General features: G+C 69.3%; 26 protein-coding genes. 12 read left to right on the top strand and 14 right to left on the bottom strand.

Going from position 1 to position 24536, the window contains the following annotated elements; genetic code table 11:
• Positions 1 to 5 precede the first annotated feature (5 nt).
• On the top strand, positions 6 to 1685 hold the full coding sequence (locus tag AC1D15_RS01360) for a GMC family oxidoreductase (protein WP_477824623.1): 1680 nt from the start codon (positions 6 to 8) through the stop codon (positions 1683 to 1685).
• On the top strand, positions 1682 to 3973 hold the full coding sequence (locus AC1D15_RS01355) for a putative bifunctional diguanylate cyclase/phosphodiesterase (protein ID WP_477824622.1): 2292 nt from the start codon (positions 1682 to 1684) through the stop codon (positions 3971 to 3973). Before AC1D15_RS01360 ends, AC1D15_RS01355 begins: the two co-directional genes overlap by 4 nt.
• Positions 3974 to 3981: 8 nt before the next feature.
• On the opposite strand, the gene AC1D15_RS01350 is transcribed toward AC1D15_RS01355, so the two are convergent.
• The 5 genes from AC1D15_RS01350 to AC1D15_RS01330 form a co-directional block, all read right to left on the bottom strand.
• A complete protein-coding gene (locus tag AC1D15_RS01350) occupies positions 3982 to 6120 on the bottom strand; it encodes a TonB-dependent siderophore receptor (RefSeq protein ID WP_477824621.1) in 2139 nt (712 codons plus the stop codon).
• Between the two features lie 247 nt (positions 6121 to 6367).
• Positions 6368 to 6811, bottom strand: coding sequence for a universal stress protein (locus AC1D15_RS01345; RefSeq protein WP_477824620.1), 444 nt, complete (start codon positions 6809 to 6811; stop codon positions 6368 to 6370).
• A gap of 29 nt (positions 6812 to 6840) precedes the next feature.
• The gene (gene vapC, locus AC1D15_RS01340; protein WP_477824619.1) at positions 6841 to 7242 is read right to left on the bottom strand and encodes a type II toxin-antitoxin system VapC family toxin; all 402 of its coding nucleotides are present in this window, start codon (positions 7240 to 7242) and stop codon (positions 6841 to 6843) included.
• Positions 7239 to 7433, bottom strand: coding sequence for a type II toxin-antitoxin system VapB family antitoxin (locus tag AC1D15_RS01335; protein WP_477824618.1), 195 nt, complete (start codon positions 7431 to 7433; stop codon positions 7239 to 7241). The genes vapC and AC1D15_RS01335 overlap by 4 nt, the downstream gene beginning before the upstream one ends.
• 107 nt (positions 7434 to 7540) lie before the next feature.
• The gene (locus tag AC1D15_RS01330; protein WP_197066847.1) at positions 7541 to 8977 is read right to left on the bottom strand and encodes an alpha-hydroxy acid oxidase; all 1437 of its coding nucleotides are present in this window, start codon (positions 8975 to 8977) and stop codon (positions 7541 to 7543) included.
• A gap of 72 nt (positions 8978 to 9049) precedes the next feature.
• On the opposite strand from AC1D15_RS01330, the gene AC1D15_RS01325 reads away from it, so the two are divergent.
• From AC1D15_RS01325 to AC1D15_RS01280, 10 genes are all read left to right on the top strand, one after another.
• Positions 9050 to 10249: an acyl-CoA dehydrogenase family protein gene (locus AC1D15_RS01325; protein WP_477824617.1), complete on the top strand. Its 1200-nt coding sequence runs from the start codon at positions 9050 to 9052 to the stop codon at positions 10247 to 10249.
• Positions 10246 to 11058, top strand: a complete 813-nt coding sequence (locus AC1D15_RS01320; protein ID WP_477824616.1) for a methionine ABC transporter ATP-binding protein — start codon at positions 10246 to 10248, stop codon at positions 11056 to 11058. The genes AC1D15_RS01325 and AC1D15_RS01320 overlap by 4 nt, the downstream gene beginning before the upstream one ends.
• The gene (locus AC1D15_RS01315; RefSeq protein WP_477824615.1) at positions 11051 to 11713 is read left to right on the top strand and encodes a methionine ABC transporter permease; all 663 of its coding nucleotides are present in this window, start codon (positions 11051 to 11053) and stop codon (positions 11711 to 11713) included. The genes AC1D15_RS01320 and AC1D15_RS01315 overlap by 8 nt, the downstream gene beginning before the upstream one ends.
• A 41-nt stretch (positions 11714 to 11754) precedes the next feature.
• Complete coding sequence (locus AC1D15_RS01310; RefSeq protein ID WP_047503849.1) at positions 11755 to 12567, top strand: MetQ/NlpA family ABC transporter substrate-binding protein; 813 nt, start codon at positions 11755 to 11757, stop codon at positions 12565 to 12567.
• On the top strand, positions 12564 to 13937 hold the full coding sequence (locus AC1D15_RS01305) for an LLM class flavin-dependent oxidoreductase (RefSeq protein ID WP_477824614.1): 1374 nt from the start codon (positions 12564 to 12566) through the stop codon (positions 13935 to 13937). Before AC1D15_RS01310 ends, AC1D15_RS01305 begins: the two co-directional genes overlap by 4 nt.
• A gap of 24 nt (positions 13938 to 13961) precedes the next feature.
• Positions 13962 to 14936: an aliphatic sulfonate ABC transporter substrate-binding protein gene (locus AC1D15_RS01300; protein WP_477824613.1), complete on the top strand. Its 975-nt coding sequence runs from the start codon at positions 13962 to 13964 to the stop codon at positions 14934 to 14936.
• Entirely contained in the window at positions 14926 to 15753 is an 828-nt protein-coding gene (locus AC1D15_RS01295) for an ABC transporter permease (RefSeq protein WP_477824612.1), read from the top strand. Before AC1D15_RS01300 ends, AC1D15_RS01295 begins: the two co-directional genes overlap by 11 nt.
• Before the next feature lie 31 nt (positions 15754 to 15784).
• Complete coding sequence (locus tag AC1D15_RS01290; RefSeq protein WP_477824611.1) at positions 15785 to 16573, top strand: MetQ/NlpA family ABC transporter substrate-binding protein; 789 nt, start codon at positions 15785 to 15787, stop codon at positions 16571 to 16573.
• Positions 16574 to 16644: 71 nt separating this feature from the next.
• Complete coding sequence (locus AC1D15_RS01285) at positions 16645 to 17175, top strand: GrpB family protein (protein WP_477824610.1); 531 nt, start codon at positions 16645 to 16647, stop codon at positions 17173 to 17175.
• Positions 17172 to 17942 (top strand): fumarylacetoacetate hydrolase family protein, encoded by a 771-nt coding sequence (locus tag AC1D15_RS01280; RefSeq protein WP_477824609.1) that lies wholly within the window; start codon positions 17172 to 17174, stop codon positions 17940 to 17942. The genes AC1D15_RS01285 and AC1D15_RS01280 overlap by 4 nt, the downstream gene beginning before the upstream one ends.
• On the opposite strand, the gene AC1D15_RS01275 is transcribed toward AC1D15_RS01280, so the two are convergent.
• Genes AC1D15_RS01275 through AC1D15_RS01235 form a run of 9 tightly spaced genes read right to left on the bottom strand, consistent with a single transcriptional unit; the run spans position 17927 to position 24387 of the window.
• A complete protein-coding gene (locus tag AC1D15_RS01275) occupies positions 17927 to 18382 on the bottom strand; it encodes a GNAT family N-acetyltransferase (protein WP_477824608.1) in 456 nt (151 codons plus the stop codon). The genes AC1D15_RS01280 and AC1D15_RS01275 overlap by 16 nt on opposite strands.
• Positions 18383 to 18389: 7 nt before the next feature.
• A complete protein-coding gene (locus AC1D15_RS01270; protein ID WP_477824607.1) occupies positions 18390 to 18851 on the bottom strand; it encodes a GNAT family N-acetyltransferase in 462 nt (153 codons plus the stop codon).
• 16 nt (positions 18852 to 18867) lie between these two features.
• Entirely contained in the window at positions 18868 to 19422 is a 555-nt protein-coding gene (locus tag AC1D15_RS01265) for a DUF1697 domain-containing protein (RefSeq protein WP_477824606.1), read from the bottom strand.
• A gap of 7 nt (positions 19423 to 19429) precedes the next feature.
• The gene (locus tag AC1D15_RS01260) at positions 19430 to 19948 is read right to left on the bottom strand and encodes a cupin domain-containing protein (protein ID WP_477824605.1); all 519 of its coding nucleotides are present in this window, start codon (positions 19946 to 19948) and stop codon (positions 19430 to 19432) included.
• A 10-nt stretch (positions 19949 to 19958) separates the two neighbouring features.
• Positions 19959 to 20297, bottom strand: a complete 339-nt coding sequence (locus AC1D15_RS01255; protein WP_477824604.1) for a DUF2845 domain-containing protein — start codon at positions 20295 to 20297, stop codon at positions 19959 to 19961.
• A 19-nt stretch (positions 20298 to 20316) separates the two neighbouring features.
• The gene (locus AC1D15_RS01250) at positions 20317 to 21324 is read right to left on the bottom strand and encodes a 2-dehydropantoate 2-reductase (RefSeq protein WP_477824603.1); all 1008 of its coding nucleotides are present in this window, start codon (positions 21322 to 21324) and stop codon (positions 20317 to 20319) included.
• Positions 21321 to 22841, bottom strand: a complete 1521-nt coding sequence (locus AC1D15_RS01245; RefSeq protein WP_477824602.1) for a tripartite tricarboxylate transporter permease — start codon at positions 22839 to 22841, stop codon at positions 21321 to 21323. The genes AC1D15_RS01250 and AC1D15_RS01245 overlap by 4 nt, the downstream gene beginning before the upstream one ends.
• 58 nt (positions 22842 to 22899) lie before the next feature.
• A complete protein-coding gene (locus AC1D15_RS01240; RefSeq protein WP_047503878.1) occupies positions 22900 to 23397 on the bottom strand; it encodes a tripartite tricarboxylate transporter TctB family protein in 498 nt (165 codons plus the stop codon).
• Between the two features lie 24 nt (positions 23398 to 23421).
• Positions 23422 to 24387 carry a Bug family tripartite tricarboxylate transporter substrate binding protein gene (locus AC1D15_RS01235; RefSeq protein WP_465110793.1) on the bottom strand — a complete coding sequence of 322 codons (966 nt, stop codon included), beginning with the start codon at positions 24385 to 24387 and terminating at the stop codon, positions 23422 to 23424.
• Positions 24388 to 24536: the final 149 nt, after the last annotated feature.

Below are 24536 nucleotides of genomic sequence, written 5' to 3'. Positions count from 1 at the left end.
CCCCGATGCGCGAGATCACCTACGACTACATCGTCTGCGGCGCCGGCACGGCCGGCTGCCTGCTGGCCAACCGGCTGAGTGCCGACCCGACCAAGAGCGTGCTGCTGATCGAGGCCGGCGGCAACGACGACTACCTGTGGATCCACATCCCGGTCGGCTACCTCTATTGCATCGGCAACCCGCGCACCGACTGGCTGTTCCACACCGACGAAGACCCCGGCCTGAACGGCCGCTCGCTGCGCTACCCGCGCGGCAAGGTGCTGGGTGGCTGCTCCAGCATCAACGGCATGATCTACATGCGCGGCCAGGCGCGCGACTATGACCACTGGGGCGCGCTCGGCAACCCCGGCTGGAGCTGGCAGGAGTGCCTGCCCTTCTTCAAGCAGCACGAAGACTTCCACAAGGGCGCCGATGAATTCCATGCCGCGCCCGGCTTCGACCGGACCGGCCAGCGCGCGGGCGGCGAATGGCGGGTCGAGAAGCAGCGCCTGCGCTGGGAGATCCTCGACGCGTTCGCGCAGGCGGCGCAGCAGGCCGGCATCCCGCACAGCAACGACTTCAACCGCGGCGACAACGAAGGCGTCGGCTACTTCGACGTCAACCAGCGCAGCGGCATCCGCTGGAATGCGGCCAAGGCCTTCCTGCGGCCGGTGCTGCGCCGGCCCAACCTGCAGGTGTGGACCGGCGCGCAGATCGCGCGCGTGCTGGTCGAGCCCGGGCCGAGCGACGGTTCGTGGGATGGCCAACCGCAAGCCAACGGCGTCGAGGTGATCCCGCAGGGCGGTGGCGAGCGCGTGCGCGCCCGCGCGGCGCGCGAGGTCATCCTGTGCGCCGGCGCGGTCGGCACGCCGCAGCTGCTGCAGCTGTCGGGCATCGGCCCGCGCGCGCTGCTGCAGCAGCACGGCGTGATGGTGATGCGCGACGCGCCCGGCGTCGGCGGCAACCTGCAGGACCACCTGCAGGTGCGGGCCGTCTACCAGGTCGATGGCGTGCGCACGCTGAACACGATGGCCAATTCGCTGTGGGGCAAGGCGATGATCGGGGCCGAGTACGTGTTCCGCCGCAGCGGGCCGATGAGCATGGCGCCGTCGCAGCTCGGGGCCTTCACGCGCAGCGATGCCGCGCAGCCATTCGCCAATCTGCAATATCACGTGCAGCCGCTGTCGCTCGATGCCTTCGGCCAGCCGCTGCATCGCTTCAACGCCTTCACCGCGAGCGTGTGCAACCTGAACCCGACCAGCCGCGGGCGCATCGACATCCGAAGCGGCGATGCCGCCGTCGCGCCGAGCATCCGCGCCAACTACCTGAGCACCGACGAAGACCGGCGCGTCGCGGCCGATTCGCTGCGCGTCACGCGCCGCATCGTCGAGCAGGCGGCGCTGGCGCCCTACCGCCCGAAGGAGATCAAGCCGGGCGTGCAGTTCCAGTCCGACGATGAACTCGCGCGGCTGGCCGGCGACATCGGCACGACGATCTTCCACCCGGTGGGCACCGCGAAGATGGGCCCTGCCAGCGATGCCGACGCGGTGGTCGATGCGCAGCTGCGGGTGCACGGAGTCAAGAAGCTGCGCGTGGTCGATGCGAGCGTGATGCCCACCATCACCAGCGGCAACACCAACTCGCCGACGCTGATGATCGCCGAGCGCGCCGCCCAGTGGATCCGCGAGGAAGCGGCCCGCACGTGACGCTCGCCCTCGCCATCAACGCCTGCGTCAACCTGATCGTCGGCTGGGCGCTGCTGCTCGCCTGGCGCAGCGACCGGGCGCAGCTGTTCTCGCGCGACCTCGGCTGGGCGTTCGCGAGCCAGGCGATGATTCCCGCCGCCTACCTGATGCAGGCGCAGAACGACGGTGTCGTCGCGGCGCTCGGCACGGTCGTGATCGTCGGCGTGTCGGCGCTGTACCTGTCGCTGCTGCTGGTCGGCAGCGCCCGCCTGGCCGGCCGCATGCCGAGCCGCGCCGAGGCCTTCGCGCTCGGCGCGGTGCTGCTGCTGGTGGCGGCGCTGCTGGTGCCGCTGAACGTGCAGGCGGCGCAGGCGGTGAGCGCGAGCCTGCACGTCGCCGCCGGCCTGGTGGCCACCATCTGGCTGTGGCGGCATGGCGGCTCGGAGCGCCTGGCCGGGCTGCTGCTGATGCTGCTGGGCATCAACCAGTTCACCTTCGTGTTCTTCGGCCCGGCCGGCATCACGCTGCAGGCGACGGTGGCGGCGATGCTGCGGCTGACGCTCGGCCTCGCGCTGCTGCACGCCGCGGTGCGTCGCTCGAATGAAGAATCGCGCCGGCTGCGCGACCGCTTCCTGCAGCTCACCGAGCATTCGCACCAGGGCGTCGCGGTGGTGCGCGGCGAAGACCTGCTGTACGCCAACCCGGCGCTGCTGAAGATCTACGGCCTGAGCGCGCTGACCGAGGTGCTGACGCTGTGGCGCGAGGCGACGATGCCGCCCGAGGAGCGCGAGCAGGCGCGCGACCGCCACCGCAAGATCATCGCCGGCGAGTTGCGGCAGGCCAGCTGGCAGGGCATGCGCTACCGCTTCGACGGCACGCCGATCCAGCTGCGCTTCAGCGCCTGGCGCATCGACTGGGACGGCCGCCCGGCCGAGCAGGTGGTGGTGACCGACGAGACCGCGCAGCACGACGCGGCACAGGCCATGCTGTACCAGGCGACGCACGACGAGCTGACCGGCCTGCCGAACCGCGTCGCGCTGCTGCAGCGGCTGCGCGACCTGTGCGGCGCGGAGCTGCCGACGCCGTTCGCACTGGTGCTGATGGACGTCGACCGCTTCAAGCTCTTCAACGAGGCGCATGGCCCGTCGATCGGCGATGCGGTGCTGCGCTCGCTGGCGGCCGCGTTGCAGAAGGCGCTGGCGGGGCGCGCCGAGGTGATGCGCCTGGGCGAGGACGAGTTCGCGCTGCTCGCGCCGGGCAGCGAGAGCGACCGCACCGCGCACAGCGTCGCGCAGGCGGTGCGCCAGATGCTGATGCAGCCGCTCGCGTTGCCGCAGCACGAGTTCTTTCTCGACGTGTCGATGGGCATGGCGACCTACCCGGCCACCGCGCGCGAGCCCGAGGCGCTGCTGCGCGCGGCCAATGCGGCGATGCACGAGGCCAAGCGCACGCCGGGCACTTCGGTGCAGTTCGCCGAAGAGCGCTTCGAGCGCGGCTCGGGCGCGTCGCTCGATGCCGAGCAGGCGCTGCGGGCGGGCATGAAGAACGACGAGTTCTGCCTGGTCTACCAGCCGAAGGTGGATGCGCAGAACAAGACGCTGGTCGGCTTCGAGGCGCTGGTGCGCTGGGACCGGCCGGGGCTCGGGCGCATCAGCCCGATGGAGTTCATCCCGGCGGCCGAGCGCACCGGGCTGATCGGGCCGCTCGGCAACCTGATCCTGACGCAGGCCTGCCAGCAGATCTCGGAGTGGCGCGGCGCGTTCGGCAAGACGGTGCCGGTGGCGGTGAATGTGTCGCCGCTGCAGCTGCTCGACCCGGGCTTCCCGGAGCTGGTGCTGCGCACGCTGCGGCACTTCGACGTGCCGCCGGGGCTGCTGACGCTGGAGATCACCGAGAGCGCGGCGGTGACCTACATGGAGCAGGCGCGCGAGCAGATCCGGCAGATGCGGGCGCACGGCATCGAGGTCGCGCTGGACGACTTCGGCACCGGCTTCTCGTCGCTGAACATGCTGCGCAGCCTGCCGCTGCGCACCGTGAAGATCGACCGCAGCCTGATCGACCCGATGCCGGCGCCGGACGCGACCGCGGTGGTCAAGGCGATCTGCGACCTGGCCTCGGCACTGCGCCTGGACGTGGTGGCCGAAGGGGTCGAGACGCGCGAGCACGCGCGGGCGGCGACGGCCGCCGGCTGCGACGTGCTGCAGGGCTACCTGTATGCGCGGCCGCTGTCGCCGGAAGACGCCGCGCGCTGGCTGGGCGAGATGCGCAGCCCGGATGCCAATCCGGGACCCTCTCTCACGCCCCCCTGAGGCCCGGGTCAGAGCTTGTAGTCGAGCGACACCGCGACCGTGCGCGGCGCGCCGTAGATCGCGCCGTAGGCCAGCCCGGTGATGTACTTCTTGTCGAACACGTTGTTGACGTTCAGCCGCACGGTGGCGGCGGGGGTCAGCTCATACGCGGCGAAGGCGTTGGCCACCAGGAAGGCGCCCTGCTTCGCGCTGCCGTTCTTGCTCACGTCCGACTGCCAGCGGCCGCCCGCGCCCACGCGCAAGGCCGGCAGCGCCGGCAAGCGGTGGTCGATGCGGAAGTTGACGGTGTTGCGCGGCACCCATTCGTAGATGGCGTTGCCGTCCGGGCCGGTCAGGATCAGGCGGGTGTAGCCGAAGGTCAGCTTCGTGTCGCGCGCGACGCGGCCGGTGGCTTCGAATTCGTAGCCCTTGGACGTCACGTCCTTGCCCTCGTACCACGACTGGTTGTAGCGCGGGTCGTCGGTGGGCACCTCGGTGATGGTGCCGGCGTAGGTCGCCAGGCCGTTCTGCTTGGCGGTGAACACGGCGAAGGTCGTCAGCAGCGCCTTGTCGAGCCACTCGGCCTTCACGCCGAGCTCGGCGTTGACGCCCTTCATCGGGTCCAGGTATTTGCCGTTGTAGTCGGTCTGGTCCTGGTTCTGGAAGATGTTCGAGTACGACACGTAGCCCAGCAGGTCGGGCATGAAGTCATAGGTGAGACCGACGTAGGGGCTCGTCTCCTTCGTCACCGGATAGTCGGTGTTGGTGGCCGTGGTGCCGTAGATCGACGCGCCTTCGCGCGCGAGGCGCACCGCGTTCACACCCACGACGCCCTTCAGCGAATCGGTCAGCGTGAGGTGCGAGGCCGCGTACACGCGGGTCAGCGTCTGCTCGCCGCGGGTGCTGGGCAGGCGCGGGCCCCACGCCGGTTCGGGGAACGCGTCGTCGCCGTACGGGAAGGCCGGCAGCGACGGCAGGTTGCCCAGGTCGGTCGACGGGGCGAAGGCGTCGACGGAGGTCTTCTCCCGCGACTGGCTCACGCCGACCAGCAGGCTGTGCTTGCGTCCGAAGGCGGAGAACTCGCCGTTCAGGCTGACGTCCAGCACGTGGTTGTCCGCGCTGCCTTCGCTGCGGTAGGGCCAGCCCACCAGGCCGGTGTTGTCCGGGTTCAGCACACCGGTCGGCGAGTACGCGTACAGCAGGCGCGTCGACTCGTTGCCGTGCCGGAAGTTGTAGGTGGCCTTGGCCTCCCAGTCGGGGGTCAGGTGATGCGAGTACTCGGCGAACGCGTTGTAGGACTTGTTGTTCCAGTAGGTCCACTTCTGCGAGGTGGACGAGCCGACGTCGAAGTCGGCCTGCGTGCCGTCGGAGCGCAGCAGCGTCAGCGAGCCCCACATCGGCGAATCCTGCTTGGCGTCGACGGCGGTGACGCCCAGCGTCAGCACGCCGTCGGTGCCGATCTGGCCGTCGACCACGCCGTAGAGGGAGGTGCGCTCGTTGTGCAGGTTGCGGATCCAGGAGTCCTTGTCCTCATGGGCGACGACGAAGCGGCCGGCCCAGGAGCCGTCCTCGGCCAGCACCTTGTTGTAGTCCAGCGCCACGCGCTTGAGGCCGTAGGAGCCGAGCGTCACGTTGGCTGCGCCGCCGTCCTCGTTCTTCGGGCGCTTGCGCACGTAGTTGATCGTGCCCGACGCGTTGCCCACGCCGGTCAGCAGCCCGTTGGCGCCGCGGATCAGCTCGATGCGCTCGAACAGGAAGGTGTCCTCGCGGCCGACGACGGTGCCCCAGGAGTTGGTCATGCCCAGGCCGTCGACCTGCGTCAGCTGGATCTCGAAGCCGCGCGCATTGAAGGTCGCCCGGTTGGTCTCGTACTGCTCGACATTGATGCCGGTGGCCAGGCCCAGTGCCTCATTGCTGCCGGTCAGGCCGAAATCGGCCATCTCGCCCTGGTCGATGGTGCTGATGGTCTGCGGCGTTTCCTTCACGTCCATCGGCAGGCCGGTGGCGCCCTTGGAGACGCGGTGCACGCGCTTGCCGGTCACGGAGACCTTGTCGAGTGCGGCTTCCGGCGGCTTGGTCTCTTGCGGCCTGGCGTCTTGCGCACGGGCATCGCCCAGGGCCAGGCTGGCGGCGATGGCGCAGGCCGTCATCAGGAAGGGGTGGTTCACGGGTACTTCTCCAAATGCGTTGGACGCCGCGTCTTGTCGGGCAGGGCTGCGCCACGCGGGCCGATGCCGGACGCGTGCTGTCGTGGTGGCGGTGGGTTGGGGTTGCCCGCGGCTCGTCCCGCAATGGGGATGGCGGCTTGCCGGCGCTCCTGGCGGGCAAGTCTACAGGCTAATAAGAATTGTTCTCAACAAAGCGCTTTGAAGCGCAGGCCCGTGTGTTGTCGGCGCGACGCTGGCCTGATGCCGATCAATGCGCCGGTGGCCGGACCAGCAGCACCGGCACCGGCGAGCTGCGCAGGATCTGCTCGGCATCGCTGCCCAGCACCCAGCGCCCGATGCCGCGGCGGCCGTGCGTGCCGACCACGACGAGGTCGGCCGGYCATGTGCCGATCTCGTCGACCACCACGTCAGCCAGCCGGCGCTGCATCGTCTCGAACAGCGCGACCTCGGCGGGGACGCCGGCCGCCTCGGCGCGTGCCTTGCCCCGGGCCAGCACCTCGTTGCCGGCGCTCTTCAGCACGCCCGCCACATCGCCCGCGTAGCCGCCGAAGCCGGTCGCGAAGCTCAGTTCGTCGACCATGTGGATCAGGCGCAGCGTGGCACCGGTCAGCTTCGCGAGGCGGATCGCTTCGTCGAGGCCGCGGGTGGAGGTGTCGCTGCCGTCGACCGGGACGAGGATGTGTTGGTACATGGAGGGACCCGCGGGGTTGGGGGCTCGCGTCAGTTCCCCGAATATGCCTGCTTGAGCCCGAGGTGCTCGGCAAAGGGAAGGAAATCCCTGTCCGCGTGGAGCAGCATCAATCCGTCTTCGATGCACCGGGTTGCAATCAGCGTGTCGATGGTCTTCCGGATGGTGATGCCCATGGCGCGCAGAGTCCTGTAGTTCGCGGAAGCCTTCACCGCCAGGCCGTAGCCGACCAGATCGATGTGATCGAAGGTCTCCAGGGTCTGCTTCACCAGCTTGAACTCGCGCTCGCTGCGAACTCCCTGCAGGACTTCCGCCGCGATCAGGTCGCCCACGGCCACGGGGCTGCGCCCGAGGACCGAGTCCAGAAGCGCGACCTGCGGCGTGTCCGCCGCGCGAAAGTAGTCGATCCAGACGCTGGAGTCGACCAGGATCACCGGTCCGTCCTCATGGATTCCAGGTCACCTTCCCAGGTGATCTTTCCCTTGAGTTCGCGGGCTTTCTCCTGCGCACGAAGTCGCACCAGGGTTCGCAGGCCCAACTCCACGGCCTCGCGCTTGGTCTTCGCGCCCGTGGCCTTCAAGGCGTCCTTCATGAGCTTGTCGTCGATCTCGATGTTCGTTCGCATGATGTGTATCCGCCAGGAATTCCTTACACAGCGTAGCACCTCTGCGGGGATTCTTCACCTGAGCTCATGCTTTTGCCGCAAACGCGCCCTCGCCCACTCAAGTGTGATCATCGCGAGGCGAACGACGGGCCGGCAGCGACCGTCGCGGCGGTGATCTCTTTCAGCCGGGTCGCCCCGGTTTGACGCATGATGGTCTCGAACTCGCGCTGCAGGATGCCGAGCACGGCCGCGACGCCCGGTTCGCCGAAGGCCGCGAGCCCCCAGCAGTAGGGGCGCCCGATGCCGACCGCCGTCGCGCCCAGTGCCAATGCCTTGTAGGCGTCGGTCCCGCGGCGGACTCCGCCGTCCACCAGCACCGGGATCTTGCCGGCGACCGCCTTGACGACCTCGGGCAGCGCGCCGATCGTCGACTGGAAGCTCTCTTCCGCGCGTCCGCCATGGTTGGACACGATGATGCCGTCGACGCCGGCCCGCACCGCGCGAGCAGCGTCCTCACCGGTCATGATGCCCTTCAGGACGACCTTCGCCTTGGTCGCGGCACGCAGCTTGGCGACGAAGTCCCAGGTCATGCCTGTCCCGTACAGGTTGGTCACGTGCGACACGTCGATGTCGTTGAACGCGGGCTTGCGCGAGACTTCGTTCTTGAAGCCGCCGGCATGGCAGGCGACGCACTGCCGATCGTCCTGCCTGCGCGCACGGAACAGCGTCTCGGTGTTGCGCCCGCCCTGCCGGTCCACCGTCAGCACGATGGCAGTGACCCCGGCCTCTTCGGCACGCCTGACGAGCGCCCGCGTCACGTCCCAGTCGTCGGTGGGATAGAGCTGGAACCAGATCGGTGCGCCGTGCGCCTTGGCCACGTCGGCGGCCGACGAATTGCTGGAGGTCGACAGAACCATCAGCTGCTTCCTCGCGCCCGCCGCGCGTGCGACCGGGATCTCTGCTTCGGGGTGGAATGCACCCTGGCTGCTCACCGGCGACAGAAAGATCGGGCTGGCGTACTCGGCACCGAACAGGCGGATCCGCGTGTCGATCTTGCGCGCGTCGACCAGCCGCCGCACCTTGATGCGGAGCTTGTCGTAGTCGTCATGATTCGCGCGCAGCGTGGCGTCGTCGTCGACGCCGGTGGCCATGTAACCCCARTGTGCAGGAGCGCCCTGGGCCTGCAGCGCCTTTCGCGCCGCCGGCTCGAAGTCCATCACGTTGAGCGCGTCTTCGGGCGCTTCGATGATGTCGCCGACCTTGCGTGTCTGGGCGCGCAGCACGTCGTAGCTCTGCGCCGACGCCGCATCGGACAGTGTCGCCGCCAGGGCGGCGATCACGCCCGGGGCTGCGGAGCCGGCCAGCAAGGGACTGCCCGCCAGGAATTGCAGCAGGCGGCGGCGGGCCCGCACGCGATCGGCGAGAGCAACATGGGTGCGTGAGTTGTTCAAGGGCGCTTCCTCATTCATGGGGCCAGGGATGGTCGGGGACCACGAGAACGTGAGTATCCGAATTTTCTGAAGCCAATGTTCGAAGGGCTTGAACGGCTCTCCGGTCCGCTTCATCGCAAACCGCAGATCGAGTCGCGTTTTCCTTCGTTCGCCGCGCGATGTCCGCGCTCGACACTGCGGCCCACGATGTCCCAGGTTCTCCCGTTGTCCCGCCATGCCGACGTGCATGAGCGAATCGCTGCCGCCACCGCCACCCTCGTCCGGCAGCTCGCCGCCACCGCGGTCGAACGCGACCAGGCCGGCGGCCACGCCGCGGCCGAGCGCGAACACATCCGCGCGAGCGGCCTGCTGACGCTGACGATCCCGCGAGAGCTCGGCGGCCTCGGCGCCGACTGGCCCACCTTCTTCGGCGTGCTGCGCCAGCTCGCGCAGGCCGACAGCGCGCTCGCCCACCTGTTCGGCTTCCACCACCTGCAGCTCGCCGGCGTGCTGCTGTACGGCAGCGCCGACCAGCAGCGCTCGCTGCTGCGCCGCACCGTCGACGAGCAGCTCTTCTGGGGCAATGCGCTGAATCCGCTCGACAAGCGCACGCTCGCCCGCGAGGTCGACGGCGGCTTCGTGATCGACGGCATCAAGAGCTTCGCGTCGGGCTCGGTCGGCTCCGACCAGCTGACGGTCTCCGCCTGGCACGAGCCGACGCAGACGGCGCTGATCGCCGCGGTGCCGACACGACGCGAAGGCGTCAGCGTGCAGGCCGACTGGGACGCCTTCGGCCAGCGCCAGACCGACAGCGGCAACGTCGCGTTCCGCCAGGTGCCGGTCTCGCACGACGAGGTGCTGCAGGCGCCCGGCGTCGTGCCCACCGCGCGCGCCACGCTGCGCTCGCAGGTGGCGCAGCTGATCATGGCGAACCTGTACCTCGGCATCGGCCTCGGCGCGTTCGACGAGGCCCGCCGCTACACCCGCGAATCGAGCAAGCCGTGGTTCGCCGCCGGTGTCGCGCAGGCCATTGACGATCCGTTCATCCAGCACCGCTACGGCGAGCTGTGGCTGCTGCTGCGCCCTGCGATCGCGCTGGCCGATGTGGCAGCGGTGAGGCTCGACCAGGCGCTGCGCCAGGGCCCGGCGCTGACGGCCGCCGAGCGCGGCGAGGTCGCGATCGCGGTGGCCGAGGCCAAGGCCTTGTCGCACCGCGCCGGCCTCGAGGTCAGCTCGCAACTCTTCGAGCTGACCGGCGCGCGCTCCACCTCGCAGTGTTACGGGCTCGACCGCTTCTGGCGCAACGCCCGCGTGCACACGCTGCACGACCCGATCGACTACAAGCTGCGCGACATCGGCCGCTACGTGCTGAACGGGCAGATCCCCGAGCCGACGGCCTACTCATGAGCAACATCCAGAACCTCGACCCCGGCCTGCCGCCGCCTCTCATCCGGCTCGACGGCCTGAGCAAGTCGTTCGCCCTGCCCAACGGCACCCGCTTCGACGCCGTCAAGAACGTCTCGCTGCAGGTCCGCCAGGGCGACATCTTCGGGCTGGTCGGCAAGAGCGGCGCCGGCAAGTCGACGCTGCTGCGGCTGATCAACCTGCTGGAGCGACCCGACCACGGCAGCGTCACGGTCGACGGCCGCGAGCTGACGGCCCTCGGCAAGCGCGTGCTGCGCGACGCGCGCCAGGGCATCGGCATGATCTTCCAGCAGTTCAACCTGCTGCAGAACGCGAGCGTGTTCGACAACGTCGCGTTCCCGCTGCGCATCCACGGCCGCTGGCGCGCGGCCGAGATCGAGCAGCGCGTGCACGAGTGCCTCGCGCTGGTGGGCCTGGACGAGAAGGTCGACGTGCACTCGGCGCAGCTGTCGGGCGGCCAGAAGCAGCGCGTCGCGATCGCCCGCGCGCTGGCCTCGCGGCCGTCGGTGCTGCTGTGCGACGAGCCTACGTCTGCCCTCGACGCCGAGACCACGCAGTCGCTGCTGGCCACGCTGCGCGACATCAATGCCCGCCTCGGCGTCACCATCGTGATCGTCACGCACGAGCTGGCGGTGGTGCACACGCTGTGCCGCCATGTCGCGGTGATCGAGGACGGCGCGGTGGCCGAGCAGTTCGCGCTCGCCGAAGCTGGCGCCGCGCGCAAGACCGCGCTGGGTCGCGCGCTGGCGCGCCTGGTGGCCGCGCCGCCGCAGGAGGCCGCGTATGCCTGAGAACATCGTCGCCATCCTCCCCGAGCTGGGCACCGCGCTCGGCCAGACGCTGCTGATGCTCGCCATCGGCCTGTCGGCCGCGGTGCTGCTGGGCGGGCCGCTCGGCATCTGGCTGTTCCTGCTCGGCCCCGGCCAGTCGCTTGCGAATCGCCCGCTGTTCGCCGTCGTCAGCTGGGCGGTCAACACCGTGCGCTCGTTCCCGTTCATCATCCTGCTGGTTGCGCTGGTGCCGTTCACCCGCGTGATCGCCGGCAGCTCGATCGGGCCGGTGGCCGCCGCGGTGCCGCTGTCGTTCGCGGCGATCCCGTACTTCGCGCGCATGGTCGAGCAGAACCTGCGCGACGTGCCGCGCGGCGTCATCGAGGCCGCGCATGCGATGGGCGCCTCCGAGCTGCAGATCATCTGGCGCGTGCTGATCGTCGAGGCGCGTTCCGGCCTGGTGCTCGCGCTCACGGTGCTCGCGATCAGCTTCCTGTCGTATTCGGCGGTGGCCGGCGTGGTCGGCGGCGGCGGCATCGGCGACCTCGCGATCCGCTACGGCTACTACCGCTTCCAGACCGACGTGATGGTGCTCACCGTCGCGATCCTGATCGTGCTGGTGCAGGCGATCCAGCTGGTGGGCAACACCGTCGCGCGCCGGCTGGACAAGCGCTGATCCGATTCCCGATTTCTTCATCTCTCCCTGGAGTTGTACCCATGTTGTTCGCACGCCGCTCGCTGCTGGCCCTCGCACTCACTGCCGTCGCACTCGGCGCGACCGCCCAGCAGAAGAAGGAGATCGTGTTCGGCGCCACCGCCGGCCCGTACGCCGACCAGATCAAGCTCGGCATCAAGCCGCTGCTCGAGAAGAAGGGCTACACGGTGAAGATCGTCGAGTTCAACGACTACATCCAGCCGAACCACGCGCTGGCCCAGGGCGCGCTCGACGCGAACGCGTTCCAGCACATCGTCTACCTGACGAAGTTCGCGACCGAGAACAAGCTCGCGATCAGCGAGCTGCTGAAGGTGCCGACCGCGCCGATCGCGATCTACAGCCGGAAGCACAAGACGCTGGACGTGAAGGAAGGCGCCGTCGTCGCGCTGCCGAACGACCCGACGAATGCGGCGCGCGCGCTGGTCGTTCTGCAGGAGATCGGCTGGGTCAGGCTGCGCGAAGGCACCGACCCGATCCGCGCGTCGGAGAAGGACGTGGCCGTCAACCTCAAGAAGATCAAGCTGGTGCCGATCGAGGCCGCGCAGCTGCCGCGCTCGCTGGACGACACTGACTACTCGTTCGTCAACGGCAACTTCGCGCTGGCCTCGGGCCTGAAGCTGACCGAGGCGCTCGCGCTCGAGAAGACCGGCCCGACCTACCAGAACGTCGTCGCGGTGCGCACCGCGGACAAGGACGCGCCGTGGGTCAAGGACATCGCCGAGGCCTACCGCTCGAAGGAGTTCCTCGCCATCACCGAAACGAAGTTCGCCGGTTTCGTGAAGACCGACTACCAGCAGGCCCTCGCAAGCAAGTGATCCGCTTCAACGCCTTCCAGATGAACACGGTCGGGCACCAGTCGCCCGGGCTGTGGACGCACCCGCGCGATCGCTCGCACCGCTACACCGATCCGGACCATTGGGTCGAGCTCGCGCAGCTGCTGGAGCGCGGCCGCTTCGACGGCGTGTTCCTGGCCGACGTGCTGGGCGTCTACGACGTGTACCAGGGCGCGGCCGATGCCGCGCTGCGCCATGGCGTGCAGGTGCCGCTGAACGACCCGCTCGCGCTGGTGCCGCTGATGGCGCAGGCGACGCAGCACCTGGGCTTCGGCGTGACCTGCGCGCTGACCTACGAGCACCCCTACCCGTTCGCGCGCCGCATCAGCACGCTCGACCACCTGACGCGCGGGCGCATCGGCTGGAACATCGTCACCGGCTACCTCGACAGCGCCGCGCGCAACCTGGGCCTGCCGCAGCAGCCGGCGCACGACGACCGCTACGACATGGCCGACGAGTACCTGGAGGTCGTCTACAAGCTGTGGGAACACAGCTGGCAGGACGACGCGGTGGTGCGCGACAAGGCGCGCGGCGTCTTCACCGACCCGGCGCGCGTGCGCCCGATCCGCCACCGCGGCGAGCACTACCAGGTGCCGGGCATCCACCTGTGCGAGCCGTCGCCGCAACGCACGCCGGTGCTGTACCAGGCCGGCAGCTCGCCGCGCGGCAAGGCCTTCGCGGCGCGCCATGCGGAGTGCGTGTTCGTCAGCGGGCCGAGCGTCGCGGTGGTGCGCAAGTATGTCGACGGGATCCGCGCTGCGCTGGTGGCGCAAGGCCGCCCGGCGAACGACGTGCTGATCTACGCGCAGGCGTTGATCGTCACCGGCGAGAACGAAGCCGTCGCGAAGGCCAGGCATGCGGAGTACCGCGAGCACATCGACCTCGACGCCTCGCTCGCGCTGCTGTCGGGCTGGACCGGCGTCGACTTCAGCCGCTTCGCGCCCGACGCGACGGTCGAGTACATCGACACCGAGGCCGGCCGCAGCGCGCTCGCGTCGTTCAACCAGGCCGACCCGACGCGCGTCTGGACGGTGCAGGAAGCGGCGCAGTTCATCGGCCTCGGCGGCCGCGGGCCGGTGATCGTCGGCGATGCGGTGCAGGTGGCCGACGAGCTGGAGCGCTGGGTCGAGGCGACCGGCGTCGACGGCTTCAACCTCGCGTATGCGGTGGCGCATGAATCGATGCGCGATGTCGTCGAGCACGTGGTGCCCGAGTTGCAGAAGCGCGGCCGCTACCGCCGCGAGTACGCCGGCGGCACGCTGCGCGAGCAGCTGTTCGGCCGCGGCCCGCGGCTCGGTGCCGACCACATCGCGAAGCGGCTGCGGCTGGATGCCGTGCACGCCGCCGCCTGATCCCTTCATTCCCGAAAGTTGCCGATGAAACGCCGTACCGTCCTGCAAGCCGCCGCTGCTGCCCTGGCCGTCCCTACGCTGGCGCGTGCCGCCGATGCGAAGGAGCTGCGCCTCGACTACGCCTACTACTCGCCGTCCAGCCTGGTGCTGCGCCGCTTCGGCTGGCTCGAGGAAGACTTCAGGCGCGACGGCGTCAACGTCAAATGGGTGCTGAGTGCCGGCAGCAACCGCGCGCTGGAGTACCTGAACAGCAACAGCATCGACATCGGCTCGAGCGCCGGCCTGGCCGCGCTGCTCGCGAAGRCCAACGGCAACCCGATCCGCACGCCGTACATCTTCTCGCGCCCGGAATGGACCGCGCTGGTCGTGCCCAAGGGCTCGCCGATCAAGTCGCTGGCCGACCTGAAGGGGAGGAAGGTCGCGGCCACCAAGGGCACCGACCCGTACCTGTTCCTGCTGCGCGCGCTGCACAGCGTGGGGTTGAAGCGCAGCGACATCGAGCATGTCGCGCTGCAGCATGCCGACGGCCGCACCGCGCTCGAGCAGGGCCGCGTCGACGCCTGGGCCGGGCTGGATCCGCTGATGGCGGCCAGCGAGCTGGATGCAGGATCGACGCTGCTGTACCGCAACGTCGCGTTCAACACCTACGGCTTCCTGAATGTGCGCGAGGACGTGCTCGCGCAGCGCCCGGACGACGTGAAGCGCGTGATCGCGGCCTACGAGCGTGCGCGGCTGTGGATCCTCGCGAACCAGAGCGAGGCCGCGAAGATCCTGTCCGAAGAGGCCAAGGTCAGCCTGCAGGTCGCGCTGCTGCAGATCAAGCTGCGCACGGATCTCAGCAACCCGCAGCCGTCGGCCGAGCATGTGAAGGCCTTGCAGGCGGCCGCGCCGATCCTGCTCGACGAGCAGCTGGTCAAGCCGGGCACCGACCTCGCGCGCACGATCACGGAGCTGGTCGACACCCGCTTCGCGACCGGCGTGATCCAGCGTGCCGCCTGAACTGACGCTGACGGCTGCGCCTGCAGCATCGACGGCACCGCGCCTGCGCAGCAAGCGCCGCTGGCGCGTGCCGGTGGGCATCGTGCTGCCCGCCGTGGTGCTGGGCGCGATCGAGCTGGCGGCCTGGCTCGGCTGGTCCGGCAGCCGCGCGCTGCCGCCACCGAGCGAGGTGCTGCGCACGCTGATCGGCCTGGGCGGCCAGACGCTCGGGCTGCATCTGCTGGCCAGCACCGGCCGCGTCGCCGCGGGCTTCGCGCTCGGCAGCGGGCTCGCGCTCGCGGCCGGCTCGGCGGTCGGGCTGTCGCAGCGCGTCTCGGCCTGGCTCGATCCTTCCGTGCAGGGCCTGCGCGCGATCCCGTCGCTCGCCTGGGTGCCGTTGCTGCTGCTGTGGCTGGGCATCGACGAGACGCCGAAGATCGTGCTGATCGCGATCGGCGCGTTCTTTCCGGTCTACCTGGGCGTGGCCTCGGGCTTCCGCGGCGTCGACCGCAAGCTGGTCGAGGTCGGCCGGCTGTTCGGCTTCTCACGCCTGGCGCTGGTGCGGCGCGTGCTGCTGCCGGCCGCGTTGCCGTCGGTGCTGACCGGGCTGCGCAACGGCCTCGGCCTCGCGTGGATGTTCATGGTGGCCGCCGAGCTGATCGCCGCGAGCAGCGGCCTCGGCTACCTGCTGACCGACGGCCGCGAGACCGGCCGCGCCGACATCGTGCTCGCCGCGATCGCGCTGCTGGCGCTGCTGGGCAAGCTGAGCGACGGCGCGATGCGCGCGCTGGAGCGCCGGCTGCTGGCGTGGCGCGATGCGTTCGAGCCGGGCCCTTGATGTTTCCTGTCGTCCCTGACCTCCAAAGACCATGAGCCTCCATCGCCGTACCCTGCTGTTGTCCGCCCTCCTCGTCGCCGTCGCCGGCCCGGCCGCCGCGCAGGAGACGATCAAGATCGCCGTCACCGCCGGCCCGCATGCGCAGATCGCCGAGGTGGCGAAGAAGGTCGCCGAGCGCGACGGCCTGAAGCTGCAGATCGTCGAGTTCAACGACTACATCCAGCCCAATGCCGCGCTCGATGCCGGCGACGTGCAAGCCAACAGCTACCAGCACCTGCCGTTCCTGCAGTCGCAGATCCAGGCGCGCGGCTACAGGATCAGCGCGGTCGGCTACACGGTGACCTTCCCGATGGGCTTCTATTCGAAGCGCTACAAGTCGCTGGCCGACCTGCCGGCCGGCGCGAAGGTCGGCATCCAGAACGATCCGTCGAACAGCGGGCGCGCGCTCGCGCTGCTGCAGAAGTACGGCGTGATCAAGCTGAAGCCGGCCGCCGGCATCAGCGCGACGGTGCAGGACGTGGTCGAGAACCCGAAGAAGATCCAGATCGTGCAGGTCGAGGCGGCGCAGCTGCCGCGCTCGCTCGACGACCTGGACGCGAGCGCGATCAACACCAACTACGCGGTGCAGGCGAAGCTGGTGCCCACGCGCGATGCGATCGCGATCGAGGACCCGAAGAACCCGTACGCCAACCTGCTGGCGGTGCGCACCGAGGACAAGGACAAGCCCTGGGTCGCGAAGCTGGTGAAGGCCTTCCAGTCGCCGGAGGTGAAGCAGCTGGTCGAGTCGACCTTCAGCGGATCGATGGTGCCGGCCTTCTGAGGGTGGGGCCGGGGGGCTGACTTCGGGGCCGCACAGTGATACTGTGCGGGCGCGTCCGTTGGAGGCCCGCCATGYCAGATACCACCGACACGATAGCCCTCGCTCCCTACGATGCCCGCTGGCCTGCGCTGTTCAAGGCGGAGCAGCAGGCGATCCGCGCCGCGCTCGGGCCGGACATCGAGGTCTGCATCGTGCACATCGGCAGCACCGCGGTGCCGGACCTGCCGGCCAAGCCGATCATCGACATCCTGCTGATCGCCCCGGTGGCGGCGCAGTGGTCGTCGTTCATCGCGCCGCTCGAGGGCCTGGACTACGTGTTCTGGCCCGACAACCCGCGGCGCGACCGCATGTTCTTCGTGAAGGGCATGCCGCCGTACGGCACCGGCCGCACCCACCATGTGCACGTGCGCATGCCGGCCGATGCGCAGGCCGAGTTGCGGTTCCGCGACCAGCTGCGCGCCCACCCCGAGCTGGCGGCGCAGTACCTGGACGTGAAGCGGGCGCTTGCCGCGCGCTACCGCGACGACCGCGAGGCCTACACCGAGGGCAAGTCGCGCTTCATCCGCGAGCTGCTGGCCGCCGCCTGCGTCGACGGCGCATGAAATGGCTGCGCGGGGTACACGCCGGGCGTGAGATCTTCGGGCAGCTGGACGGCGAAGAGATCGTCGTCCATGCCGGCGGCCTGTTCGCCTCCCCTTCCCCCACCGGTGAGCGGCTGCCGCTGGCCGGCCTCGAGTGGCTGACGCCGTGCCGGCCGTCGAAGATGATCGCGCTGTGGAACAACTTCGCCGCGGCGGCCGAGAAGAACGGCTGGTCGCGGCCGGCCGAGCCGCTGTACTTCCTGAAGGCACCGAGCAGCTTCGCCGCGCACGGCCAAACGATTGCGGTACCGAGCCCGGACGTCGGCCGCGTGGCCTACGAGGGCGAACTGGCGATCGTGATCGGCCGCCGCGCGAAGGCGGTGCCGCTCGAGCAGGCCGCGTCGCACATCTTCGGCTACAGCTGCGCCAACGACGTGACCGCGATGGAGCTGATCGCGCGCGACCCGAGCTTTGCGCAGTGGGCGCGCGCGAAGAGCTTCGATGGCTTCGGCGTGTTCGGCCCGGTGATCGAGACCGAGTTCGACCCGGCTGCGGCGACGCTGCGCACGACAGTGGGCGGCCGCGAGCGCCAGAACTACGCGCTGAACGACATGTTCTTCACGCCGGCCGAGCTGGTCTCGCGGCTGTCGCACGACATGACGCTGGAGCCCGGCGACGTGATCCTGTGCGGCACCTCGCTCGGCGTGCTGCCGATGAAGCCCGGCACGGCCGTCGAGGTCACGATAGCCGGCATCGGCACGCTGGCGAACGTCTACGGGGCCGGCTGAATCGGCTGAGCGGGCTGCAGCGCCTTCTTCATGAAGTAGCGCGCATACCCGGGCGGGTAGCCGTCGATCTGGCCGAAGCAGGCGTAGCCCAGCTTCTCGTAGAAGCCGCGCGCCTGGAACTCGAAGGTGTCGAGCCAGGCGCCGACGCAGCCGCGCTCGATGGCTTCCGCTTCGGCGCGCTGCATGATCTGCGTGCCCAGGCCCTGGCCGCGTGCATCGGCCGGCACCACCAGCAACTGGATGAACAGCCACTGGAAGCCGGTGTAGCCCCAGGCGCCGCCGGCGACGTTGCCTTGCGCGTCGTGCACCAGCACCGCGAGCGGCCGGTTGCCGCTGGCGCCGGCCTGCGACAGGTTGTACTCGACGAGCGGCGCGAGGATCGCCTGGCGCAGCGCTTCATCGGCGGTGTCGGTGAGGGTCAATGAGTAGGGCGTCGGCATCGGGGGCTCAGAGCATCTTGCGGTAGATCAGGAAGCCGGAGTTCGTCGCGACCCGGTCGTACAGCGTCCTCGCGGTCGTGTTGGTCTCGTGCGTCATCCAGTAGACGCGGTTGGAGCCGCCCGCCGCGGCGCGCTCGTACACACCTTCGATCAGCGCGCGGCCGACGCCGCGCCCGCGTGCAGCGGCCGTCGTGAACAGGTCCTGCAGGTAGCAGGTCGGCCCGAGCAGCGTCGTGCTGCGGTGGAACAGGTAGTGCGTGAGGCCCAGCAGCTCGCTGCCGCGCGCGGCCACCAGCGCGTGCACCGGCTCGTAGGCATCGAAGAAGCGCGACCAGGTGGCCTGCGTGATCTCGTCGGGCAGCGCGGTCGGGCCCTCGCGGCCGTAGAACGCGTTGTAGCCGTCCCAGAGCGGCTTCCAGGCGGCGAAGTCGTCGCGCGCGACGGGGCGGATCGTGAAGTCGGGTTTCATGGCGGCAGGGTCCGGGTCAGTCGGCGGACGCGGCGCGATGCTTGCGCACCAGCCGCACGAGGGTGTTCCAGGCGCGCGTCGTCAGCGGCGAGCCCAGCCGCTTCTCGAGGAAGGCGTTCGGGCTGCCGGGCGAGGCGCCGAACTTGCGGCTCAGGCTCAGCACCTCGGCGGGCGTCACCGCGATCAGCTCGACATCGCCGCGCGCGGACGCGAGCGGCAGCGTCGGCGGCACCACCTCGGGCGAATGCAGGAAGGAGACGCAGAACTCGTAGACGCTCGCACGGTCGATGCCGGCGAACGGGTCGGTGTCGACCAGCGCTTCGAGGTAGTCGACGGTGCGCACGAAGGCGGGCTCCTTCAGGCCGCATCGCGTGTTCAGCAATGCATATGCGCGGTCGAACACCTCCCGTGCTTGATCGGTCGACGAAGCTGTGTAGACCAGCGTGCCGTTGGTCAGAAACGAGGCGGCGCTGACGGCACCCGCGTCCAGGAAGGCGGCTTCCAGCTGCAGCTTCGTCGGGCAGTTGGTCCGCCCGAGGTTGAGGTTGCGGAAGAAGACGGCGAAGTCCATGCCGTCGTCAAGGCGTGCGGTCGACGTCGACCTCGTCCCAGTAGCCCATCACCGATGAGCGCCGGTAGCCCTCGCCCATCAGCCTGACGCTGACGCGGCCGGTCTCGGTGTGCACCGCCACGTCATGCGGGTTCGAGGTGCCCAGCACCAGGTAGCGGCACGGCGCCTCGGTGTGGTTGAAGATCGCGTGGCCCGCCTTCTGGCCGGCCGGAAAGCACACGTAGTCGCCGGCTGTCATCAGGTAGCGCTTGTCGCCCAGCGTCAGCGTGAGGCTGCCCTCGATCAGGTAGAGGTGCTCTTCCTCGAGCAGGTGGTAGTGCGCCTGGTTGGCCTGGCGGCCCGGCGGCAGCTCTTCCATCGAGACGCTCACCTGCGTGCCGCCACCGAACGAGCTGAGGTGCCGGTAGCGCATGCCGAAGCGCTCGCCGCGCAGGAACTCCTCCATCGGCACGCGGCTGATCGGGAACGGCTCGAAGATGCCGTCGGCGTTGACCGAGGTGGGCTTGTCGGCGGCCGGTGAACTCATCGCCGCACGCCTACTTGACCCGGTCGCCGTAGGTCACCGCGGTGACCTTGCCGGCCTCGAGCCGCAGCGTCGTGATGAACTGCCCGTAGCCGGGGTTGTAGGTCCACTCGTCGATCTTCTCGCACGGCAGCACGACGGCGGTACCGGGCGCGCTGGCGGCGACCGACTGCGGATCGACCGGCTTGCAGAACGAATCGCGGGCGATGGGTTCGCCGCATYTCTGCAGCACGCCGGAGCGCGGTTCGCCGACACCGATGGTGGCGGAACTGCAGCGCAGCGATTGGGCACCGGCCGAAGCGGACAGGCCCAGCAGCACGGCCGCTGCGCACAACGCAAAGGGAAATTTCATGAGGGTTCCTTGTGATTTCTCAGGCGGGCGAGAGCGCGAGTTTGCCTGCGTGCTGCGACAGCGTCTGCGCCAGCAGCCCGGTCACCGCGTACACCGCCTCGATGTTCGGCGCCGGCGTCTGCGTGATCTGCGCGAGCTCGACCACCGAGCCCACCAGCGCCTGCAGCTCCAGCGCGCGGCCGTGCTCCACGTCCTGCAGCATCGAGGTCTTGTGCGCGCCAACCGCCTCGGCGCCGGCGATGCGCTTGTCCAGCGAGATCTTGAACTCCACGCCGAGCTTCTCGCCGATCGCCTGCGCCTCGGTCATCATCCGCGCCGCGAGTTCGCGCGTGGCCGGGAAGCGGCAGATGTCCTGCAGCGTCGCATGCGTCAGCGCGCTGATCGGGTTGAAGCTCAGGTTGCCCCACAGCTTGACCCAGATCTCGCCGCGGATGTCCTTGGACACCGGCGACTTGAAGCCGGCCCGCATCATCGCCTGCGACAGCGCCTCGATGCGCTCGCTGCGCGAGCCGTCCAGCTCGCCCAGCGTGAAGCGGTTGCCCTCGATCACGCGCACCACGCCCGGCTCGACCAGCTCCGAGGCCGGGTAGACGATGCCGCCGATCACGCGCTCGGGCTCGATGTGCGCGCCGATCACGCCGCCGGGGTCGACGCTCTCGAGCGAGCGCCCCTCGTACGGCCCGGCCAGCTTGTGGAAGTACCACCACGGCAGCCCGTTGATCATCGTGACGACCAGCGTGTGCGGGCCGAACAGCTCGCGCAGCTCGGGCAGCACGTCCTTCACCTGGTGTGCCTTCAGCGTCAGCAGCACCACGTCCTGCGGGCCGGCCTCGGCCATGCGCTGCACCGCCCGCAGGTTGCGCGCGACCTGCTCGCGGCCGTCTTCCTCGATCAGCTTGAAGCCGTTCGCGTTGATGGCCGCCAGGTTGCGGTTGCGGGCGATGAAGGTGACCTCTTCGCCCGCCAGCGCCAGCCGGGCCCCCAGGTAGCCGCCGATGGCACCGGCGCCGACGATCGCGAATTTCAAGGGATTTCTCCGACAGCGTGGGTTTCGCGCGAGCGCAACCACCTGCGCCCGCTTTGCGCCGCCGGCCACAGCAGGATCACCAGCGCCAGCGCCGTGATCCCACCCACCAGCGGGTTCGACCAGAAGATCGAGAGTTTGCCCTGAGATGCAAGCATCGACTGCCGGAAGCTCGCCTCGGCCATGTCGCCCAGCACCAGCGCCAGCACCATCGGCGCCAGCGGGTAGCGCAGCTTCTTGAAGACGTAGCCGACGACGCCGAACACCAGCATCATCACCACGTCGAACATCGCGCTGTGCACCGTGTACGCGCCGATCGCGCAGATCACGATGATCACCGGCGCGATCACCGAGAACGGGATGCGCAGGATCGCCGCCCACCACGGCACCGTCGTCAGCACCACGATCAGGCCGACCAGGTTGCCGAGGTACATCGAGGCGATCAGCCCCCAGACGAAATCCTTCTGCTCGACGAACAGCATCGGCCCCGGCTGCAGCCCCCAGATCAGCAGGCCGCCCAGCAGCACGGCCGCGGTCGGCGAGCCGGGGATGCCCAGCGTCAGCATCGGCAGCAGCGCCGAGGTGCCGGCCGCGTGCGCCGCGGTCTCGGGCGCGATCACGCCCTGGATCTGCCCCTTGCCGAAGCTCTGCGGGTCGTCGGACATGCGGCGCGCCATGCCGTAGCTCATGAACGAGGCCGGCGTCGCGCCGCCCGGCGTGATGCCCATCCAGCAGCCGATCGCCGTCGAGCGCAGGAAGGTCTTCCAGTGCCTGAGCAGCTCACCCCAGGTCTGCCACACCACCTTGAAGTTGATCTTCGCGCTCTTGCCCTTGAAGGCCAGGCCCTCCTCCATCGTCAGCAGGATCTCGCCGATGCCGAACAGCCCGATCACCGCGATCAGGAAGTCGAAGCCCTTCAGCAGCTCGGGCACGCCGAAGGTCATGCGCAGCTGGCCGGTCACGCTGTCCATGCCGACGGCGGCGAGCGCGAAGCCGAGCATCATCGACGCGATGGTCTTGGCCGGCGGCTCCTTGCTGGTGCCGACGAAGCTGCAGAACGTGAGCAGCTGCACCGCGAAGAACTCCGGCGGGCCGAACTTCACCGCGAACTTCGCGAGCAGCGGCGCGAGGAAGGTGATCAGCACCACCGCGAACAGCGCGCCGACGAACGACGAGGTGAAAGCCGCCGTCAGCGCCTGCGCCGCGCGGCCCTGCTGCGCCATCGGGTAGCCGTCGAAGGTGGTGGCCACCGACCACGGCTCGCCGGGGATGTTGAACAGGATCGACGTGATCGCCCCGCCGAACAGCGCTCCCCAGTAGATGCACGACAGCATGATGATGGCCGACGTGGGGTTCATCGAGAACGTGAGCGGCAGCAGGATCGCGACGCCGTTGGCGCCGCCCAGCCCCGGCAGCACGCCGATCAGCACGCCCAGCGTGAGGCCGATCAGCATGAAGCCGAGGTTGGGCAGCGTGAGGGCCACGCCGAAGCCGTGCATCAGGTTGGTGATTTCTTCCATGCGCTTCTCTCCCTGTGGGTTCTTGTGTGCGCGGGCGGAGGAACTTCTACAGCCCTGACTAAAGACCGAACAGACGCTCGATCGGCCCCTTCGGCAGCGGCACCAGGAACCATTTCTCGAACACCGCGAACAGCAGCAGCGGCACGCCGACCGACACCGCCGCGGTGAGCGGCCAGCGGTAGTGCCCGTGGCGGCGCATGAAGTAGCCGATCAGCAGCGTCGATGCGAGGTAGATGCCGAGCCCCCAGATCAGCGCGACGTACACCACCATCGGCAGCAGCACCGCGACCACCATGCGCAGCTGCGCGCGCTCGGCGAACGCCGGGTCGGGCTGCTTGCGGCGGCGGAACTCGCCGAACAGGATGCTGCCCGCCGCCGCGAGCAGCAGCAGCCCGATGTAGAACGGGAAGTAGCCGGCGCGCGGGCCGTCGTCGGCCCAGCCGATGCCCACGCGCAGGCTGTCGACGATCACCACCAGCGCGATCGCGGCCAGTACGCCGGCCATGCCGACCTCCGGCCACCGCTTGCCGACCGTTGCGGAATCAGGTTCGCTCATGCATCACCTCGTTGTGGGACGGGCCTATTGCGCGAGGAAGCCGGCCTGCTTCATCAACTCGCGGTGCATCTGCTCGTTCTTCCCGAGCCAGTCGACGAACTCCGGGCCGCTCATGAAGGTCTGCTTGAACGCACCCTTGTCCATGAAGTCCTTCCACTCCGGCAGCGCGCGCACCTTCTTGAACAGTTCGATGTAGAACGCCACCTGCTCCGGCGTCGCGCCCGGCGGCATGAAGATGCCGCGCAGCATCAGGTAGTCGACCGGCACGCCGGCCGACGCACACGTGGGGATGTCGTTCCAGCTCTGCGTCGGCGTCAGCTTGGCGGTGTACGGCAGCTTGTCCTTGTCCATCACGCACAGCGCGCGCAGCTTGCCGGCGCGCCAGTGCGACTCGGCCTCGATCGGGTTGTTGACCGTCGAGTCGACGTGCTTGCCCACCAGCTGCACCGCGACGTCGCCGCCGCCCTTGTACGGGATGTAGGTGAGCTTCTTGCCGACCGCCTTCTCGAGCATCGCGGTGATGATCTGGTCTTCCTGCTTCGAGCCGGTGCCGCCCATCTTGAAGCTGTTGGCCGGCTGCGCCTTGATCGCGTCGATGTACTCCTTCGCGGTCTTGTACGGCGACTCGGCGTTGACCCACAGCACGAACTCGTCCTGCGCGAGCATCGCCACCGGCGTCAGGTCGCGCCAGTTGAACGGCACGCCGGTGGCGAGCGGCGTCGTGTACAGGTTCGACAGCGTGATGACGATCTTGTGCGCATCGCCCTTCGCGCCCTTCACGTCGAGGAAGCCCTCGGCGCCCGCGCCGCCCGCCTTGTTGACGACGATGATCGGCTGCTTCATCAGGTTGTTCTTCGCGACCACGCCCTGGATGAAGCGGGCCATCTGGTCGGCCCCGCCGCCGGTGCCGGCCGGCACGACGAACTCCACCGGCTTGGCGGGCTCCCAGGCCTGTGCCGCCCCGCCCCCGCCCATCGCACACAGCGCCATCGCGGCCGCCGCCCACTGCTTGAACTGCTGGTACTTCAAGATCGCTCCTTGTGGTTGTCACACTGGGGGAATCGCCCCCCGGGGTCCGTCGGTGTCGTTCTTGTGGGTGCGGCCGCCAACGTCCTCACGGACGCCGACCGCGGGCGACC

The organism is Rhizobacter sp. P2_H2 (assembly GCF_056403375.1).
Note: the sequence above shows the minus strand (reverse complement) of the source record. Positions and strands in the feature narration are given on the sequence as shown.